We start from the raw sequence: 20910 nt of genomic DNA on the forward strand, positions 1-20910 counted from the left end.
TTAATATTGTTTGGTTTGTTTATACTTTATCCAGTAGTGAGAACTGTAATAATGAGCTTTTTCAATGTAAATACAATAACTTCTCCAACAAATGAATGGAGCTTTGTTGGTATGCAAAACTACATAGATTTATTTAGTAATCCAACATTTAGAATATCAATGGTAAATATAATAAAGATTTGGGCTATAACTGGTTTCTTTACACTAGGTATTGCGCTTGTTTTTGCAGCAATTTTAAGCACTAAAATTTTTGGACGTAAATTCTTCACTTCTATTATATATTTACCAGAAGTTATATCCGTAATTGCTATTGGATACGCTTGGTTACTTTATGTATTTAATAGTCAATTTGGTTTAATAAACTCATTCTTCTCGGTAATAGGATTAGAGAGTCTTTCTAATATTGAATGGACCTCACCTGATATGTTGTTAATTTCTATGATCATTGCTGCTGTATTTGGGGCTATAGGTCAGTACACATTAATGTACTTATCCGCAATGACTCGAATTCCTGAAGACTTTTATAATGTAGCAAGAATTGAAGGTCAAAATAGTATCTATCAGTTCTTTAAAATTACGTTACCTTTAATAAAGGATGTTATTCGAACTACTGCAGTATTATTTACGACATCAACAATTGGGTTCTTTGCTTTCGCACGTGTATTTAGTCATATTTCTACAATTACGCCGATGCTTTTTACTTACAATCAAATATTCGGTACAGAAATAAATCCTGAAACTAATGTTGGTATGGGTGCGGCTTCAGGTGTAATGATGTCACTAGTTGGAATATTCTTCTTTATTCTATCGAATTATATTATTAAAAAGTCAGATTACGAATATTAAATGCTGAGGGATTTCATGAAAAATATAAAAGCAAGATTATCAAGAATGTCGTTTAATAAAAACCAACTCAAATTGACTCCTGCTTATATTATACTGATTGCTTTTACAGTATTTATGGCATACATGTTGGGTTGGATACTATTCGCTTCCTTTTCTTCAACTCGTGGTATTTTCACAGGTAACCTATTTCAAGATGGACTTAATTTAGATAGTTATCGTCAAATACTCTTTAACAGTAATGGACTTTTAACAATCTTTAACACTTTAATTTATACAGTACCTAGTTCATTATTACTTATTATTATCTGCGCACCAGCAGCTTACGTTTTAGCAAGATTTGAATTTAAAGGTAATAAGTTGACTCAACAATTAATGGTCATAGCACTTTCAGTACCTGGAATAATGATTACGATGCCATTATTTTTCCATTTTAGTTCTCTAGGTGTTCATGACTCTAGACTGGTTATCATTCTATTGTTTACAGCAAACTCAATACCATTTGATGTATATTTCTTAACCGCATATTATAAAAATTTATCATATAGTTATGAAGAATCAGCAGCTATAGATGGTGCAGGTCCGCTAAGAACTTTTTGGGAAATCATGTTTCCCATGGCTAAGCCAGCAATAATTACAATTACAATTTTTAATTTAATAGGAAAATGGAATGCGTATTTTTTACCATTAATTTTTGCAAATACTCCAGGTATGCGACCGGTCGGGGTCTGGTTAGAAACGACTATTACTTCAATGATAACTACTGGAAATTACAGTGGAATGTTTGCGGCTGTTGTACTAGCAGCTTCACCAACTATTATTCTGTACTTCTTCTTAGCCAATAGGCTATTGCAAGGTGTAGAACAAAATGGCGTTAAAGGATAATTACTTGTATTTACTAAGGAGAAATAAGAATGACAAATATTAAATTAGAAAATATTTTTAAAACATATGGAGATGCTTATGCTGTACAGAAATTTAATTTAGATATAAACAGTGAAGAATTTATCGCTTTAGTTGGCCCCTCTGGGTGTGGTAAATCTACAACATTGAGAATGATTGCTGGATTAGAGGAAATAAGCAGTGGAGATTTACTTTTTAACGATAAAAAAGTCAATAAACTTGAACCTAAAGACAGAAACATTGCAATGGTATTTCAAAACTATGCACTTTATCCTCACCTGACTGTTGAAGAAAACATTAGTTATGGGTTAAAGGTAAGAAAAATACCTAAGAAAGATAGAGAGAGTAAAGTCACAGAAGCAGCGTCTATATTAGGATTATCTAATTATTTAGATAAAAAACCGGGTGAACTTTCCGGTGGACAAAGACAAAGAGTAGCCTTAGGTAGAGCCATTGTCAGGGATTCAGATATATTTCTTATGGATGAGCCACTATCTAATCTTGATGCCAAGTTAAGAGTAGTCATGCGAGCAGAAATCATAGAATTACATAAAAGACTAAAGACCACAACAATTTATGTTACTCATGACCAAGTAGAGGCAATGACTATGGCAGACAGAATTGTAATAATGAACAAAGGTGAGATTCAACAGATTGGATCGCCTAGGGAAGTGTATCACAAACCCGCTAACACATTTGTAGCAGATTTCATCGGTTCGCCTCCAATGAATATTGTTGATGCAGAGTATATCAGCGGTAAATTATTTATAGAGGATACAGAATTTGAAATAGTACTGAATGACAAACAACGAGAAATATTCAGTAATAGTAGAATTGAACATGTAAAAATCGGTGTCCGACCAGAAAAATTAAATATTATAACTAATAATGAAGATGAATATGAAACAGTTATAGACTCTAATATAAGATTAAATGAATTTCATGGCTCAGATCAAATCTTATACTGTAACTGTGGTGTAGAATTAATTGTTAAAGTATCAGAAAATGTAAAAATTAATATCGATGAAAAAATTTCTCTAGGATTGCAAGCTGATAACTTACACTTTTTTGATTATGAAAATGGTGAAAGATTGGAGAGTTTTGATTTCGGAGATGAAAAATAAAAAATACATTTTTGTCACTTTAATATTGATAACTGTGTTTACATTAATCTTAGCGATTTGGTTGTTTAATAAGAATCGAATAGATATGAGCTTAACTAGTCCAGAAGAAAAAATTCAAGTTAATATTTTTAAAAACAAAGATGACCAATTACAGTATTCAATTTCAATGAATGACAAAGAAGTAATACTACCTTCCGACCTAGGCGTGGATATCGAGGGAATTGGAGATATCGGTCATGGTGCTAGTTTAATTGAATACGATATTGAAGAAGTAAATGAGGAATATTTGAACCATGGAAACACAAATGTCGAACATAATCATCATAATCATTTGAAGTTGAAGCTTAAGAAAAATAACTATGAATATTTTCTACACTGGAAAATATGGGATAACGGTATAGCCTTTAAATATGAATATCCTAATACTCAGAATAAATCGATTAATGAAGAAAATTCAACATTTAAATTTGACCCTGAGACTTTAGCTTGGTATCAAATGAACAATAATACAATGCAAGACATCTATAATAGTAAAAAAGTGAAGGATCTAAATGGTAATGAGATTATGACAGCTTTATCGACTTTTGAATTACCAGATAATCAAGGTTATGTATCTTTATCAGAAGCGAACTTAAAAGATTATGCAGGAATTGCTTATAGAGTAACAGATGAGAAATCATTAAAGGCTCATTTTTGGAATGAAAGAAATGGGTTTGATACCAATTCAAAAGAATCACCATGGCGAATAGCAGTAATTTCAGATGATCTTAATGGTTTGGTTAACAATAACATTGCAGAAAATGTATCTGATCCTCCAAATAGAAAATTAAGTAAGTACGATTGGATTGAACCAGGAAAAGCGACATGGTTTCATGCAGTTGATGATAGTGGAAATTTAAATGAAGAAGACGGAAAAGAAGTACTTGAAAATGCTAGTGAACTTGGAATTAAATACATGGTTATAGGTAACGATTGGATTAACTGGGGAGAGACTCTAGATGATTCCTTACTAAAAGTAGAACAGATTGTAAATATGGCTAATCATTATGATATCGGTATATTTATCGGTAAGGATGTTCCAGATTTGGAATACAATTTATATGAAAAAGATACAAGGGATAAATTCTTAAAAAAAGTAAAAGAGACTGGGATTTCAGGGGTTAAATTTGGTCATATAGAGCAAGAACATGCAGAAGCAGTTAACATATATCATGAATTACTCCAAACAAGTATGGATTTAGAACTTTTAGCAATTTTCCATAATTCCAATAAACCTACAGGATTATCAAGAACATATCCAAATCTTTTGTCACAAGAAGCAGTTCGTGGAATGCAATATAATTTAAGTACGAATAATACTAATATCATACCATACACACGTTTAATCTCAGGTGGTGCAGATTTTACACCTATAAACTTTACCGATCCAGTCAGATTAGGTGATGGAACATGGACACATATGTTAGCTAACACGGTTATTATTCAATCTAATTTACTTACCTTCATGGATAGTCCAAATACTATAATGAAGAATGACGGAGCTGAGTTTGTGAAAAATGTACCGGCAGTTTGGGATGAGACTATTGTACTACCGGAAAGTGGAATAGGAAAATTATCTGTGTTCGCTAAAAGAAAAGGTGATGACTGGTTCCTTGCAGTTCAAAACTCTTCCGACAATAAAGAATCGTTAAATCTTAGATTAGATTTTCTCGATGAAGATATCGAATATTCCTCATTAGAGTATTCAGACATTAAAAATGAAAATAATAAATATGAAATTAATGAAGAAAAACGTAATAATTCCAGTGAAATAAGTATTTCTCTTAATGAAGGTGGCGGCTTTGTTGCACACTTCAAAGCAAAATAAAACTTAGTGAGAAGGTGAGTATTTTGAGTTTTGACCGACAAATAAAGACCTGTATAAAAATAATTAAAAACCAAAAGAAAATTACAGGTATGCCAAGTATAAAAGTATTAGCGGATTTTCCTTGTGAAGTTATTGACAATAAACCTTACTTTTACGAGCTTGAATCAGAGTATGTGTTCTTCATTAGCCATCCACCATTAGATGACGCTAATCTTTTAGATATAGTCGTTAGTTTGAGCGAAGAAAATTTGATAGACAAGATAATCATAGATAATCAATATCTAGACTTTATCGAGTTTGGAAAGAAAGTTAAATTTTCACTAACTATTAGTGAATTATCAGAAAGGACACATACACTGGAAATACATTCACTTTTACGTGAAGGAGGCCAAATTATGAGGATAGAACATAATCAACCCGATAGATTAATCGGTGAGTATACTGAATACCCTGAAACTGAAGTAAAGGCAGCACTCCATTATATGTCTGCTTCAAGGGAAATATTAAGACTATCCGGTGCAGCTAAGACAGTAGAAGAAAATAAATTAGGGCACTTCCTTATTTTAGGTTTCGAGACAAATAATTTCATGCATAAAGACTTCCCTCCACATTGGCATTTAATTTTGAGATGGCCATATCGTGCTGGTTCTCAAGCTCCACATATATATTTAGACAAAGAAGGAAAAAATGTTTCTAATAGAGTATCAATCGATTGTATGCCGAAATTATCTGCTACTTATAATGTCGATGAATGGTTTGGGTTTGTGGATATGTATGGAAAAAAACAACTTTTTATAAAAGTTGATGATGATGGTGGCTATAGTTTAACAAATGATAAAGTCACAGTATACAAAGTGGCACCATATAAAAGTGGCAGTGGAGTGTCAATTTCCATGAATGGACATAAAATTAAATATATTTTTGTTGATGACAACTCATCAGATGGGAAAATGACGATTATTTCTCAGTCATCTATTGATGAAACATATTTAAAAGAATCACTTCATTATGATCCACATACAGGGAAAATTTTCGAAATTGAGACTGATTATGGTAAGGGGGAAATATGACTAAATTTATAGTTTTTTCAGACCTTCACTCAGAGATTATAGATAATTACAAGGAGAGAGTTGCTAATATTATTGGTGAATCGGTGATATCTCAACCTGATTTTATAATAAATCTAGGAGATATGGGATATTTCGGACAGACTTCTAATTCACTTTGTAAAGTCGAAAATCAGCCTGTTAATTATAATATTTTTTATGAAGAAGATACGCTGAAGTATAAAGATAGAACGAATGAAATTTTAGAAAGTTTCTCAATGCTACCAATACCTCTTATTAATGTTTTAGGAAATCACGATATGGATTTTAATACAAAAAGTGATGCGATTGCATCCTATGACATTCCCAATAATTTCTACTATAAAGATTTAAAAGAGGTAAGACTAGTAATTTTGGATACAAATTATTATATTTCTGATAGTTCGAAAGAAATAGATTATGAATGTGGTAATAATTTTAATGAAAAAAACAAGCAGTATTAAGTGATGAACAGTTACGATGGCTTGAGAATGTTGCTTTAGTTACCGATAAAAGAATAATTATACTATCTCACAATCCTCTCAAAGATGAAAAGAGAGGTATTGCGAATGCTCATAAGTTCAAAAAAATAATAAATAAAATGAGTAGCAGAGTAGTATGTTTATCCGGGCATAAGCATATTGATAAAATGGAAGTTGAAGATAATATAGTCTATGTAGAAATCAATAGTGCTTCTTATTTTTGGCAAGGTAGAGATAAACTTTTACAAAATGAAATAGACGAGGAAGATTTAAAAGATCATCCTGTTCTCCCTTATATAATAAGGTATAGAAAACCGCTTTTTGCTATAGTAGAATTAAAAGAAGATTTTTTAAGTATCTACGGGAGACAACCACTTAAAATGAAAGAGGATGAATATCTTGAAAAGAAAGGTATTTCTCAGAAGATAAGTGATTACCATATAAAATTATAATTATTTATATATAGTAATTTATTAAAAACATATGTTAGTGGGGAATCTAATTTGGCTACTATAAAAGACATATCGGAGAAAACAGGTTTTTCAATTGCAACGGTTTCACGTGTGCTTAATTACGATTTTACTTTATCTGTGGGTGAGGAGACTAGACAAACAATACTTGATGCTGCAGAAGAATTATCATATAAGAAGAAAAATCTACGCAATCATAATACTATCAAGTTAGGTGTCCTGATGTGGTACACAGAAAAGGAAGAGCTTAATGATCTTTATTATAGATCAATCAGGCACGGAATAGAAAATAGAAGTAAGCTACTTAATGTACATCTAGTAAAATTTTATAATAAAATAGAAAACTTAAAATCTGAAGAACTACAGGGGATTATTGCGGTTGGAAAATTCAGTGATAACCAAATCAAAACTTTATCGAGCATTTCTTCTAATATTGTTTTTGTAGATTCAAGTCCAAATGATGAAATTTATGATTCAGTTGTAATAGACTTTAAAACTGCTACAAAAAAAGTATTAAATCATTTTATTGAAAATGGACATGTCAATATTGGATACATTGGTGGAAGAGAATCATATACAGATAATTCAGCGAGTTTAAAAGATAGGAGAGAAATTGCTTTTAAAGAATATCTAGCTGAAAAAAAATTGATGCATGAAGATAGAATGTTCATAGGTGACTATTCTGTTGAGCATGGGTATAAACTGATGAAAGAAGCAATTGAAAAACTGGGAGATAATTTACCAACTGCCTTTTTTGCAGGAAATGATCTATTAGCAATCGGTGCTTTGAGATCATTACTTGAGAAAAAAATTGATGTACCTGATCGAGTAAGTGTTATTGGTTTTAATGATATTAGTGTAACAAAGTATGTATATCCAACATTGTCCACTGTTAAAGTTTATACAGAAGTAATGGGGGAGACATCGGTTGATTTACTATTAGAGCAAATATCAGGAAGAGAAGTATCGAAAAAAACGTATATATCTACAGAATTAGTAATCAGAGAGAGTAGTAAACAAATTTAGAGAGTAAGTTAATCTTACTCTCTATTTTTTCTTTTATGAAAAGTTTGTGTATAAGAACTAAAATTGTTGAAAAAGAAACTATGGAACATAAGAGACATATATTCAGCATCTAGTAAACAAGTTTAATGTTTATTTTGCTAAAGTATTATTTAGATTAAATTGTATGTACGTAACTATTTTAATAAACACGCATCAACGGTGATAAGCTTCATTCCTCAATATCTTATTCACTCTAAATATCTGTTCCATCAACATCACCTTCATCATCTGGTGAGGGTAGGTGAGGGAACCGAAGCTGATTTCTTGGTTACTTCTTTTCTTCACTGATTCACCAATCCCATTACTGCCACCGATCACAAATACAACGTCACTTTTTCCTACATTCATCCATTTTTGATATTCTTCTGCGAATCCTTCACTCGTAAATTGTTTCCCTCTAATCTCCATCGTCACGACATGTTGATTGTCTTTTATTTTCGATAAAATTCTCTCTGCTTCTTTATCTTTAATCAGCTCTATATCTTTCTCACTCGCATTATTCGGTTCTTTTTCATCTGCGACTTCAATCACATCTATTTTTGCATATTTACTTATACGTTTTTTGTATTCTTTTACCGCTTCAACCCAATATTTTTCTTTTAATTTCCCAACCGTAATCAACGTAATCTTCACGTTTTCACCTATCTTTCATCATTATTTTCTATTATACAAAACTGTGGAAAATAACGCATATACACTGTAATTTTATGAGTTATCAAGCACTTATCCACAACCTGTGCATAACTTTTCTACCAAAAACCCTTTGTTTTCGCCATTTTTTTGGGGCGAAACCCTATTTTCTTATTCATTTTTTTGAATTCCACATCTTTTTCCACATTATAAACGCATTTACCCACAGTTTTTATTATCTCTGTGGATAACTTGTTTATTCGCTAAAATAATAGCCAGATTACAGTCTCCTATAATCTGGCTATCTTCTATACTTGATACAGTTCTGTCGGTACAGCTTTATCTGTATCGCATATCATTACACCGTTATGAGTATCGATGTCATACTGATTTAAAATCTGTTCAACACTCATACGTGCGAGTTCTTTAATGTTATTATCCAAGCTCAAATGTCCTAAATAAATGCGTTTTGTACTGTCAGTAATAACGTCTTTCATAGCATGGGCAGCGTCTTCGTTTGAAACGTGACCAACGTCTGACAGGATTCTTTGTTTAGTATTCCATGGATAACGCCCCATACGAAGCATATCAACGTCATGGTTGGACTCAAAGACAAAGATATCACTTTCTTTGATAATACCTTTCATTGTGTCTGATACGTAGCCTGTATCTGTAATCAATGAGATTTTCTTGTTCTCTTTAGAGAAGGTATAGAACTGTGGATCAATCGCATCATGTGACACGTTAAACGATTGAATATTCATTCCTAAGATATCTTTTTCTTCCATTGGATTAAACAAGAATTTCTTTTCGGGATTAACAATAATATCCTTACGTTCTATGGCCTGCCATGTTTTCTCATTGGCATAGATTGGAATATCGTACTTTTTAGCAATCACTTTTAAACCTTTAATATGATCTACATGCTCATGTGTAATAAATATAGCATCAACATCTTGGAGTGATTTGCCAATTTGATGGAGCGTTTCATCCGTTTTTTTACACGATAGTCCAACGTCAACGAGTACACTGCCTTCAGTTGATTCTATGAATGTACTGTTTCCAGTTGAGCCACTTGCTAATACGCTCATCTTCATGTGCTTCACTCTCTCTCAATAATATCTTCTGTCTGACTCAGTGCATCTACATATAATATGCGTTCAATATCACCATCTGTGATTTCGAACTGCCATTTTGGTCTCATCATCACCTGATTATTTTCTTCTAGTATGATGTAGTAACCCAGTTTTGCACTTTCTATTACTGCATTACCAGTAATATCTTCGTTCATATACAATTCTTCAATAATGACATTGGGATTTCTAACAGTTTGCTTAACAGAATAGTCACTTGGCTTTATACTTTCTATATAACCTTGTGACATCGTCATTGGTTCTTCACTGAAGTATAACCTAGCAAGTTCGTTAGAGAAAATTGGATAATCCTCATACATTTGGTTGAAGACGACTGCGTCAGATTCACTCATTACTTCATCATAATGATACGCTTCGCCTTTGTAAACCGAATTGTTTTTAAATTCCTCAAGTCCACCGCGTGTAAATGCCACATCTTCATCTATTGGTACAGTGGTTTGATTATTTGTCGAATCATCTGCTGAATTAGCGTCTTCAGTCTTAATATCTGCAGGTTCTCCAACGATCATCTGCATCTCTCTACTTTCATAATCTTCGAGTACGGATGTATCTATATTCGTTTTCGATAAAACATCTGACTGCTTTGATAGACGGCTGACTTCTTCATTTGATTCATTATATATCATATAGATTAAAACGAGGTTGATGACGATAAAGGCGGCTAGGAAAATAGATTTTGTTAATTTCCAATCCATTATGATAAGCCTCCTTCATTAAATTTCATCCATGTACCGTCGTATTTAACATACCACTGTGGTGTATAATCAATAAATTCAAAATCAGTATCATCGTTTGCATAAGTCATATCATAACCTAGGACAATTTTGGAAACCTTTTGTAAATCTAAGTTGTCATCTAATGCAATTTGATAACGGACGTTCTCTATATCGTATAGTTCAACTTCTCCACCATCTGAAACTTTAGCAGCCGTACGAATCAATGGTATGGAATATTCGTACACTGAATTATTTCCGTATTTAACCGTAGTAGATGATGAGAGTGAATTACTAAAAATCACTCGTCCATGTAGGGTAAATCGATAGGTTGCTGAATTTTCTTCTGGATTATATTCAAATAAGAGATTATTTTGAGCTAAGCCGTTATGAGAGTTTAAGAAATAATATATATCTTGAATTGTTTTATGCTCGTTATCACTCGCAGTTGTCGCTTCGTTTAAGTTTGTATAGTTATACTCAAAGGTTTCTGGATTAAACGTTGCAATACTATTCTCACTTTCATAAATCGAAGTCTCTCCTGAAGATGGACTTTCTACAGGTTGATCCATAAACATAACCCTGTTCATAACGTCCACATTGATCTGTGAAATCATAAATCTCTCTACATTTAAGCTACCAGGGGAAGAAGGTCCATATATCGCTGTCATGTTGTTTGACGTATTTTGATTGGTAATGATTGCAGTATAATCCTCAAAGTTTTCTTCATGGTCATCTACGAGACCTTGTAAGAAGTCTGCACTAATATCCGTTTCGACAACGGCAACTCTAGAGCGACTTTCGTCTAGTAAATTGAAAACAACATTTTCTTCTTTCATATCTACAACAATACGATCAAAGGAGAATTCAGCTATCGTCTCATCATGATTTAAACCCAGCATCTGAAATAGCGACTTAGAGGGTACATCTGAAAAATAATCAATGATTAAAAACTCTTCTTCCTGTGTCTCTTCACCACGAACGCTCAGGTTATTAATAGAGTTATAGATGTTCATACTCGTCACATTGGAGCCATCTAAATGTTCTCTAACCTCAATTAAAGTCTCAGGTTCTGTGGTTCCTTTAACTTCATCACCACTAACCTTGACCATCTGATAAGTACTCATGACTTGTTCAAATGTAACACGTTCACCTTGACCAATATTTGTAGTGCCTTCAAGTGTTGTATCTATTTCTGAAAACTCTGGTTCGTAACTCCATACCCTGTAGGTCAAAACGACACTAGTTAAGACAAGTACAATGAGGAGGACTGATTTGAATATGCCTTTATACATCCCACTCATCCTCCTCTATCACTTCACAAGGTAAGTTGATAAAGATTGTTGTCCCTTCATTTTCTACACTGTTCGCCCAAATTTTACCGTTGTGTGCTTCAACAATTTCCTTAGTGATTGCGAGTCCAAGACCCGTACCACCCATTTTACGCGCACGTGCTTTATCGACACGGTAGAACCTATCAAAGATACGTTCTACTTTATTTGATGGGATACCTAGACCGTAGTCTTTAATACGTACAGTCATGCGATTATATAGGGTATTCTGTTTTAAATGAATATCGACACGTTTCGGACTTCCATGCTGATACTTAATTGCATTGGAAAGGACGTTATCTAATACCTGACCCATCTTATCGACAGCGATATCTGTAAATAACGGTGCGTCAGGGATGTGACGATTGAAAACAACTTCATCCTTATGTGTCATCTCAAAGCGGTCGATAATACGGTTAATGAATAACTTGAAGTCGACGACTTCTGTTGATATTTCTTCTGCATCATTATCCATTCTTGAAAGCTGTAAGAGATCTTCAACCAAGCGACTCATTCGGTCAGTCTCTTCTCTCGTTACACTCAAGAATTTCGGTGCGATATTTTCATCCTGCCATGCACCTTCTTGTAACGCTTCTAAGTAACTGCTCATAGATGTCAGTGGAGTACGTAATTCGTGCGATACGTTCGCAACGAATTCACGACGTTCTGCATCGATTCTTTCTTGTTCTGTAACGTCATGCAATACAGCAATATAACCATTAATAAATCCAGTATCTGTAACGATTGTAGAGAAGTTCACTCGAATCGTTGTAACGCCATCCGTTGTATCAATGAAGATCAGATGACTCTCGTTTGCTTCCTGAATGATGTTCTCTAAGTTTAAGTCTTCACCCAGTTTAAGAATATCGAGCATATCATCGCCTTGGAGCTCATACGGTGATTTATTTAGATTCAACATACCAATGGCCATATCGTTAACGATTCTAATACGACCTTTTCTGTCGGTCGCAATGATGCCATCAGACATGTGTGTAATTACTGAATCGAGACGTTTCTTTTCACTTTCTGTATTCGCCTGGGCTTCTTGAACACGCTTAGAAAGGATGTTAAAACTACCTGCTAATTGTCCGATTTCATCATCACTATAAATTTGTACACGTGATGTATAATCCCCTTCGGACATTAAGAGGGCTTGGTTTCTCATATCTGTAATTGGCTTAGTGATGGTTCTCGCCACAAAAATACCGAGTATACTTGTAATGACAAGAGAGAAGAATGTCGCAATAATAAAGGTATTATTGATTGCTTCTAACTGCTGATACACACTTTCCATATTTGATTCAACATAAATAACACCGACAACTTGATCGTCGATGATAAGCGGTTGATTTAAAATCCAGACGCGTTGGTCGTCCTTGTCTACATTGACGAAAATCTCATCGTTAGCGATACCTGAATTCAGGGCATCTTGAGAGAGGTCATCACTTATTCTTGAGCCAACCATTGATTCATTAGAGATACGGCTTGTACCTACAAGCAAATTATCCGCATTGATATAACGAATCTCTTCGATATCGGGTCTGTTCCCATAATCAGCTAAGAGCGTTTGAATCTGGCTAAACATTTCAGCCCGATCATCTCCAGTCTCTTCCGAGATTTCCTTGATTCTAGTATCGATAATCGATACTTGAGATTCTATGCTGTTTTTAAAGTTCCCAACCAAATCCCGCTCTAAGCTGTTAGTAAAATACAATCCTATAATTTGCATACCAATAATGATCAAGAGCATATAGATCATTACAAGTTTAAATTGTAAGGATTTTAGGTTTTTCAAAAACTGCCTCATCTAGTCATCACCTTTTATAAAGTAACCAACACCACGACGTGTCATAATGTACTCTGGGTGACTCGGGTCATCTTCTATTTTTTCGCGTAAGCGACGTACGGTAACATCGACTGTACGAACGTCACCGAAGTAATCATAACCCCATACAGTTTCAAGTAAGTGTTCACGTGTCATCACTCGTGCTTTATGTTTAGCTAAATACAAGAATAACTCAAATTCACGGTGTGTTAGATCAATATCTTCACCGAACTTTTTAATCGCATAAGAATCGGGAATTACTGTAATATCTCGAATATAAATATTCTTGTCTTCTGGCACTTCTTCCTTAGCAGTTGATACACTACTGTTTCTTCTCAAATTAACTTTCACTCTTGCAATGAGCTCTCGAGTAGAAAAGGGTTTTGTTACATAATCATCTGCACCGAGTTCTAAACCAAGTACCTTATCGATTTCAGAATCTTTGGCAGTGAGCATAATAATCGGCATGTCATGCTTTTTACGTACCTCGCGGCAGATTTCCATACCATCCATGCCTGGGAGCATAATATCTAAAAGTACTAAATCTGGGACTGTCTCCATAATTAATTCCAAAGCATCGTTACCGTCATAGGCTGAGTAGACCTCGTAACCTTCTTTTTCTAAGTTAAATTCCAATATATCTGCAATCGGTTTTTCATCATCCACAACAACAATTTTCTTGACCATTTTAATGCCCCTCCGTTTCGCGTACATAATAGTATACGTAAACTTATCCATCTTTAAATGTATCACTTTTCAAGCAAATAAAAAAGTCTGATAGCTTAATTGCTACAGACTCTTACAGACGGTCCCGACGGGAATCGAACCCGCGATCTCCTGCGTGACAGGCAGGCATGTTAACCGCTACACCACGGGACCAACTTACTTATGCAGTTTTAATAAAAATTAAAAGTGACCCGTACGGGACTCGAACCCGTGTTACCGCCGTGAAAGGGCGGTGTCTTAACCGCTTGACCAACGGGCCATATTCTTAATAGATAAATAACACAAAATATATTATACCATGAAGCGAAATTTGAATACAATAGTTTTTTGTAGTTTTAACTAGTGGAATTGATTAATTTCTTAATTGTGTCTTGTAGTTTTGATTTCGAAGCCGAGCTAACACCAGAGCACGCCTTCATAACAACTAATCAAAAAACACCTCGATTAAAAATCGAGGTGCTTCATAATATATAACTTATGCCCAGAAGTCTTTTAGTAAGTTTGTTTGGTTACGGTCTGGACCTACTGAGAAGATAGAGATAGATACACCACTTAGCTTCTCAATTTCACGTAAGTAGTTATAAGCATTCTCAGGTAGTTCGTCTAATGACTTCACGCCCGTAATGTCTTCTGACCAACCTGGCATTTCTTTGTAGATTGGTTTTGCACGTTTTAAGTCTTCTAATGTTGCTGGGTATTCTGTAATTTCAACACCATCGATTTCATAGGCTGTACAGATTTTAACCGTTTCTAATCCACTTAATACGTCGATCGAGTTAAGTGATAGGTCCGTAATACCACTCACACGGCGTGAGTGACGTAATACAACTGAATCGAACCAACCAATACGACGTGGACGGCCTGTTGTTGTGCCGTACTCGCGTCCGATTTCACGGATGTGATCGCCGTCTTTATCAAATAGTTCTGTTGGGAATGGACCATCTCCAACACGTGATGTATAGGCTTTACACACACCGACAACATTTTTCACGTTTGCTGTACCAACACCACAACCAACTGTCACATTACCTGCAACTGGGTTACTTGATGTAACGAATGGATAAGTACCATGATCTATATCTAACATGATACCTTGTGCACCTTCGAATAGTACATTTTCATTACCTTGGAAAGCATCATCTAGTAGCTTAGAAGTATCACATACATACGGTGCTAAACGTTCTGCAGCTGCTTTATATGGTTCGTAAATTTCTTCGTATGTGAAGCCATCGTGATCGTATAAAGCTTTTAATGTATGATTTTTAATCTTAAGGTTTTCCGATAAACGACGCTCGAAAACTTCAGCATCTATTAAATCTGCCATGCGAATACCTATACGCTGAACTTTATCGACATAAGAAGGGCCAATTCCTCGTTTAGTTGTACCAATTTTATTATCTCCACGAGCTTCTTCTTCTAACTCATCCTGGAGTAGGTGATACGGTAAGATGACTTGTGCACGGTTCGAAATTCGTAAGTTATCTACACTCACACCACGTTCGATTAATCCATCAAGCTCTTTAATTAAAGAGATTGGATCGATAACAACCCCGTTACCGACGACTGCAAGCTTGTCTTCGTAGAAAATTCCTGATGGTACCAAGTGAAGTTTATATGTTTCTCCGCCAAATTGAATCGTATGACCTGCATTATTTCCGCCTGAGAAACGTGCAATAACGTGTGCATCTTCAGATAGGAAATCTGTAATCTTTCCTTTACCTTCGTCTCCCCATTGTGTTCCAACAACTACTGTTCCAGACATATGATTGCCTCCAAATGATTGATTATTTACCGTTTATTATTCTACCAATCTTCATACTAAAAATCAAGAAAGTCCGAACATTTTTCACAATGATCATGAAAAACATTCGGACTTTTAAGCTGGCGGTATATAATTATCGTCATAATCTCTTCGATCTTGATCGAAAAAGCTGCTATACGATTTGTTGAATATCAGTTTAACTGTCCCTGTAGGACCGTTACGGTGCTTAGCTAATATAATTTCTATTTCATCTTGAACACTCTGAGCACCTTCTTCGTCATCCTCACCATCACCACGATTATAATAATCATCACGGTATAAGAAGGCAACGATATCTGCATCTTGCTCAATTGAGCCTGACTCACGTAAGTCACTCATCATCGGTCTTTTATCCTGTCTTGCTTCAACACTACGAGAGAGCTGACTCAGTGCAATGACAGGGCACTGCATTTCACGTGCTAAGCCTTTTAGCATACGTGAAATCTCTGAGACTTCCTGCTGACGGTTTTCACCTCGACGACTTCCCGAACCTTGAATGAGTTGGAGGTAGTCAATGATGACCATATCGAGGCCATGTTCTTGTTTGAGTCTTAAGCACTTCGCTCTAATCTCATTGACACGTATACCCGCTGAATCATCGATGAAGATCTTAGAGTTCGCCAGTGTACCGATTGCCGTTGTGAAGTTATCCCAGTCCTGATGGTCGAGTGAGCCTTGACGGAGTTTCGTCGCGTCGATCATACCCTGACTCGATATCATCCTACTTACCAATTGATCCGCACCCATCTCGAGTGAAAATACAGCAACAGTGTAGCCTGCAGGTGCAGTCCCAACATGGCTCGCAATGTTTAAAGCGAAAGCCGTTTTACCCATAGAGGGGCGGGCTGCAAGTATAATCAAATCGTTACGACCAAAACCCGACGTCATGAAGTCTAAATCACGGAACCCTGTCGGGATACCCGTAATACCATTATCATTACCAGCTAGCGCTTCAATTTGTTCATAAACTTCATGCACAACGTCTTTCATAGACTTAAAGCCGTCATTACGACGACCTTCAGAAACACCCATAATACGTGCTTCAGCTTCTGAAAGTAAGTCATTTATGTCGACTTCATTTTGAAAACCATCATTCGCAATTTCATCTGCGACTGCAATCAATTTACGTCTAAGCGACTGTCTTGCAATAATATCTGCATAGAACTGCCAGTTACGACTCGTCGGTGTGACATTTGCGAGTTCCGCTAAATAACGTGGGTTAACCGTGTTATTGAGTTCATCCATCGACCTTAACTTATCTGAAATCGTTACGACATCGAGCTCAGCATTTTCTTCAGATAATAGCATCATCGCCCGGAAAATATGTTGATGCTCATGCCTAAAGAAATCTTCAGGTTCAAGGACTTCTGTCACATTTAAAAAGATAGATGAATCGATAAAGATTGCCCCGAGCACCGATTGTTCTGCATCATTATCGTGTGGCATGCGGCGATTCATTTCCATTATCGATTCCTCCTAACTTAAATTTACTGTTCAACAACGTGTACTTTTAACTCTGCTTCCACTTCACTATGAAGTTTGATATTCACTTTATGGTAGCCCAAACTCTTAAACGGTTCTGGCATATCTAACTTACGCTTATCTAATTTTATGTCATGCTGACTTTGGTATGCTTCAATAACTTGCTTAGAACTAACGGATCCAAATAGACGACCGTCTTCTCCAGCTTTAGTTTTGATTTCAACTTCTTTACCTTCAAGTTCAACTTTTAAATCTTTAGCTGCTTGAAGTTCATCAGCTTCTTGTTGACGAACCTCTTCGTTATGCGCTTCTAATTTTTTTAAATTTGTTTGATTTGCTTCTTCTGCAAGTCCTTTTTTAAACAAGAAGTTATGTGCATAACCTGTTGCTACTTCTTTTACTTCGCCTTTTTTCCCTTTGTTCTTAACATCTTGTAAAAATATTACCTTCATTCTGTGTCACTCCTATTATTAATAAAAGTATCAATGACTTCTTTTAATTCATTATACGCTTCATCCATAGTTTTGCCTTCTATACGGGTTGCAGCATTCGTTAAGTGTCCGCCGCCGTTCATTTCTTCCATGATGATTTGGACATTGACTTGGCCTAGAGAACGCGCTGAAACACCAATCGTTTCATCTTCTCTAATCGCCATAACAAATGATGCCTGAACACCTTCAATTTGTAGTAGTTGGTCTGCAGCCTGAGCTACTGTCACTGGATGATATGTCATCGTATCATCTGCCTTAACGATTGCGATACCCTTGTCGCTTATTTCGGCTGACTTAATTAAGTCACTGCGGGCAATAAACGTATCAATATCATCTTTTAAGAAGGTTTGTGCAAGTACAGGATCCGCACCGTTACTACGCAAGTAACTTGCCGCATCAAAGGTACGTGACCCCGTACGTAGTGTATAGTTTCTCGTATCAACAATAATACCAGTCAACATAATCGTTGCCTCAATACGAGAGAGTTTCTTCTGTTTATTTTGATATTCTAATAACTCTGCAACAAGCTCACTCGCACTAGAAGCATAAGGCTCCATGTAGACGAGTAGGGGACTTGATATCATATCATCTGCACGTCTGTGGTGGTCGATAACCACTTTTCTCGTCGCTTTATTAAGAATATCTTCATCAAGCACCATGGACGGACGGTGTGTATCAACGATAACAACCGTTGTTTTCGGTGACATCATATCCCATGCATCTTCGCTATTTATAAAGATATTATATAAGTCTTCTTTAGCTTCGACTTCTTTCATCAAGCGGGATAAAGTATCATCGATATCCTCATCATTTAAGATGATATTTGCTTTAATTCCATTGGAAGAGGCAATCTTCGCAACTCCAATTGAAGAACCAATTGAGTCAACGTCAGGGTTCTTGTGCCCCATAATTATGACATTGTCACCCTCTAAGAGGATATCTCTTAAAGCATGAGCCATTACGCGTGCTTTAACACGTGTACGTTTTTCCATTGGATCTGTCTTACCACCATAGAATCTAGCACTGCCATTGATGGTTTTAATAGCAACTTGGTCGCCACCGCGCCCGAGTGCTAAATCTAGTGAAGATTGCGCCAGTTCGCCAACTTCAATATAGTCACTTGAACCTTCACCAATACCGATACTTAAAGTAATTTGAGCACCATGTGCATCTGAGCTCTCACGTACCTGGTCAAGTAAAACAAATTTAGTCTCTTCAATTTTAGATAGACTTTTAGCTGACATCACCATAATAAATCGGTCATTAGAAAAACGTCTTAAATAGACATGATTTTCTGTTGCCCAATCATTAATGATGTTAGTCAGACTATTGTTTAAATCACTCTTAAGTGCCTCTGTCATGTTCTGAGTCATGTCATCATAATTATCGAGGAATAAAATTCCGATGACAGGATCCTTATCTTCTAAGGCAACTTCCATATTTTTCTCATCTGTAATATCAAGGAGTAGAAGTGAATTATGTTCATCATAATAGTGAACCTGATAATTCCTATCTCCATATGATGCATCAATAGACTGTATGTTATTCGCTTTTAAGGTTGTCATGATATTCGGGAAGACTCTGTTGATTGGTTCATGGTGATAATCTTCAGGAATCTGCTCACACATATAGTGGTTCATCCATGCGATTTCCTCATCGTCATTTAACATGATAACGCCAAGTGGTAGATTATCTACAACATATTTTCTTGCACCGGCCATATCTTTAGAAAGCTCTATTAAGCGATTCTCACTTAAGACGAGCCAACGGTGTAAATAAATATAAACCAAGATTAATATCACAATACTAACCAAGATAGCGATAATTCCAAATACCGTATAGTTCAGCACCATAGCAATGCTAAGTATTCCAATATGAAATGCCAATACGATAAAAGGTATGAGCATCAATTTTTTATCTAATACTCGAAACATTGCTACTTCCTCCTCAATTCCATAATCAACCTGATTCTAAATATCATTTCGAAAAGACCAATAAGAATTGTAAGTGGTCTAAAGATGGCAAGCGGAATCAAAATGATAATAGATAATACCTTATTTACCTTCTTGTTAATCATAAAATAATAAGCAAATGCAAGTCCATGAATGAAAATTGCTGATTCAACGATGATTGAGATATTACTATATAGTGATATTGTACTTTCTTCCCAGTTACCACTAAAGAGTGTAATTAAAAAGATAATCATGTATACATAAAGTAACATGCGTGGCATCATCCACTTATCAAAGCTTCTATAGTGCCACATTTTTGTCGTATCGTTTGGCAATATCCTAAAGATAAGTATGACGTAAACTGCCAAGAAAAAGCTCCCTATGATGAGGAAGGCTGGTAGATTTTGAAAATATAAATCTAATGACTGCAAGATTGTCTCTGGATCTAGTGCTTCTGGTGTCAGTGCGCTAACTGAATTTAATTGTTCTTTATACCAGTCCCTAAATGTTGAATATATTTCCGATAAAGGTCTCAAGAAGCCCATCATTTGCATGATTAAAACCATGGCCATCACACTTAGGCCAAGTGCAAATGTCGTATAAAATATCGTGATTTCTTGAGACAATTTTTTCTTAAGTGTGTAATCTAACAGACTACTTATGATGTATAGAATGATGAAACATGCCGCTGCAAGCGGTGATAAAAAGAGCAAGGCTGGAACTAGGAAACTGAAGAATAGAATCCAGTAATTCGTTGCCGATTGCTGTTTAATTTTTATAAGTAAGTATACCGCGAATGGCATCACAACAGCACCAAATACCAAGGTGATCTCTGTGAGCATTATATAAACTGTAACAGCGAGCAGTGTAAGGGCTAAGGTACCCGTAGATATTTTGTTATTCAATGTTACACTCCTCTTTTAAAAATAAATGCTCCTATTAATTGCGAATAGGAGCATCGAGTAT

Annotated in this window: 19 protein-coding genes and 2 tRNA genes; 8 read left to right on the top strand and 13 right to left on the bottom strand. The window is 35.3% G+C overall.

Going from position 1 to position 20910, the window contains the following annotated elements; translation table 11 throughout:
- Positions 1-111 precede the first annotated feature (111 nt).
- From JEM45_RS07450 to JEM45_RS07485, 8 genes are all read left to right on the top strand, one after another.
- Complete coding sequence (locus tag JEM45_RS07450; protein ID WP_198687205.1) at positions 112-846, top strand: carbohydrate ABC transporter permease; 735 nt, start codon at positions 112-114, stop codon at positions 844-846.
- 15 nt (positions 847-861) lie between these two features.
- Complete coding sequence (locus tag JEM45_RS07455) at positions 862-1728, top strand: carbohydrate ABC transporter permease (protein WP_198687206.1); 867 nt, start codon at positions 862-864, stop codon at positions 1726-1728.
- Positions 1729-1757: 29 nt separating this feature from the next.
- A complete protein-coding gene (locus tag JEM45_RS07460) occupies positions 1758-2870 on the top strand; it encodes an ABC transporter ATP-binding protein (protein ID WP_026867064.1) in 1113 nt (370 codons plus the stop codon).
- Positions 2860-4737, top strand: a complete 1878-nt coding sequence (locus JEM45_RS07465) for a glycoside hydrolase family 97 protein (RefSeq protein WP_198687207.1) — start codon at positions 2860-2862, stop codon at positions 4735-4737. Before JEM45_RS07460 ends, JEM45_RS07465 begins: the two co-directional genes overlap by 11 nt.
- Positions 4738-4760: 23 nt before the next feature.
- Complete coding sequence (locus tag JEM45_RS07470; protein WP_198687208.1) at positions 4761-5807, top strand: hypothetical protein; 1047 nt, start codon at positions 4761-4763, stop codon at positions 5805-5807.
- Positions 5804-6286 (top strand): metallophosphoesterase family protein, encoded by a 483-nt coding sequence (locus JEM45_RS07475; protein WP_198687209.1) that lies wholly within the window; start codon positions 5804-5806, stop codon positions 6284-6286. Before JEM45_RS07470 ends, JEM45_RS07475 begins: the two co-directional genes overlap by 4 nt.
- Positions 6287-6471: 185 nt before the next feature.
- On the top strand, positions 6472-6756 hold the full coding sequence (locus JEM45_RS07480; protein ID WP_198687210.1) for a hypothetical protein: 285 nt from the start codon (positions 6472-6474) through the stop codon (positions 6754-6756).
- Between the two features lie 51 nt (positions 6757-6807).
- Positions 6808-7800 (top strand): LacI family DNA-binding transcriptional regulator, encoded by a 993-nt coding sequence (locus JEM45_RS07485; protein WP_026867068.1) that lies wholly within the window; start codon positions 6808-6810, stop codon positions 7798-7800.
- Between the two features lie 192 nt (positions 7801-7992).
- Here JEM45_RS07485 and rlmH read toward each other — a convergent pair whose 3' ends face one another.
- From rlmH to JEM45_RS07550, 13 genes are all read right to left on the bottom strand, one after another.
- Complete coding sequence (rlmH, locus tag JEM45_RS07490) at positions 7993-8472, bottom strand: 23S rRNA (pseudouridine(1915)-N(3))-methyltransferase RlmH (RefSeq protein WP_026867069.1); 480 nt, start codon at positions 8470-8472, stop codon at positions 7993-7995.
- Between the two features lie 305 nt (positions 8473-8777).
- Positions 8778-9560 carry an MBL fold metallo-hydrolase gene (locus tag JEM45_RS07495; RefSeq protein WP_026867070.1) on the bottom strand — a complete coding sequence of 261 codons (783 nt, stop codon included), beginning with the start codon at positions 9558-9560 and terminating at the stop codon, positions 8778-8780.
- Positions 9561-9571: 11 nt separating this feature from the next.
- Positions 9572-10318: a two-component system regulatory protein YycI gene (gene yycI, locus JEM45_RS07500; protein WP_198687211.1), complete on the bottom strand. Its 747-nt coding sequence runs from the start codon at positions 10316-10318 to the stop codon at positions 9572-9574.
- Positions 10318-11631, bottom strand: coding sequence for a YycH family regulatory protein (locus JEM45_RS07505; RefSeq protein WP_198687212.1), 1314 nt, complete (start codon positions 11629-11631; stop codon positions 10318-10320). Before JEM45_RS07505 ends, yycI begins: the two co-directional genes overlap by 1 nt.
- Complete coding sequence (gene walK, locus JEM45_RS07510; protein WP_198687213.1) at positions 11624-13474, bottom strand: cell wall metabolism sensor histidine kinase WalK; 1851 nt, start codon at positions 13472-13474, stop codon at positions 11624-11626. Before walK ends, JEM45_RS07505 begins: the two co-directional genes overlap by 8 nt.
- Positions 13475-14179: a response regulator YycF gene (yycF, locus tag JEM45_RS07515; RefSeq protein ID WP_198687214.1), complete on the bottom strand. Its 705-nt coding sequence runs from the start codon at positions 14177-14179 to the stop codon at positions 13475-13477. It abuts the gene before it with no gap.
- 119 nt (positions 14180-14298) lie between these two features.
- Positions 14299-14371 (bottom strand) — tRNA-Asp (locus JEM45_RS07520).
- Positions 14372-14405: 34 nt separating this feature from the next.
- Positions 14406-14477, bottom strand: a tRNA-Glu gene (locus JEM45_RS07525).
- Positions 14478-14693: 216 nt separating this feature from the next.
- Complete coding sequence (locus tag JEM45_RS07530; RefSeq protein WP_198687215.1) at positions 14694-15980, bottom strand: adenylosuccinate synthase; 1287 nt, start codon at positions 15978-15980, stop codon at positions 14694-14696.
- A gap of 114 nt (positions 15981-16094) precedes the next feature.
- Positions 16095-17483 (bottom strand): replicative DNA helicase, encoded by a 1389-nt coding sequence (gene dnaB, locus JEM45_RS07535; protein ID WP_235678845.1) that lies wholly within the window; start codon positions 17481-17483, stop codon positions 16095-16097.
- A 23-nt stretch (positions 17484-17506) separates the two neighbouring features.
- The gene (rplI, locus tag JEM45_RS07540) at positions 17507-17953 is read right to left on the bottom strand and encodes a 50S ribosomal protein L9 (protein ID WP_166626395.1); all 447 of its coding nucleotides are present in this window, start codon (positions 17951-17953) and stop codon (positions 17507-17509) included.
- Positions 17950-19926 (bottom strand): DHH family phosphoesterase, encoded by a 1977-nt coding sequence (locus JEM45_RS07545; RefSeq protein WP_198687216.1) that lies wholly within the window; start codon positions 19924-19926, stop codon positions 17950-17952. The genes rplI and JEM45_RS07545 overlap by 4 nt, the downstream gene beginning before the upstream one ends.
- A 2-nt stretch (positions 19927-19928) precedes the next feature.
- Positions 19929-20849: a DUF2232 domain-containing protein gene (locus JEM45_RS07550; protein ID WP_198687217.1), complete on the bottom strand. Its 921-nt coding sequence runs from the start codon at positions 20847-20849 to the stop codon at positions 19929-19931.
- Between the last annotated feature and the right edge of the window lie 61 nt (positions 20850-20910).

This window comes from Jeotgalicoccus sp. ATCC 8456, from assembly GCF_016313225.1.
Lineage (GTDB): Bacteria > Bacillota > Bacilli > Staphylococcales > Salinicoccaceae > Jeotgalicoccus > Jeotgalicoccus marinus.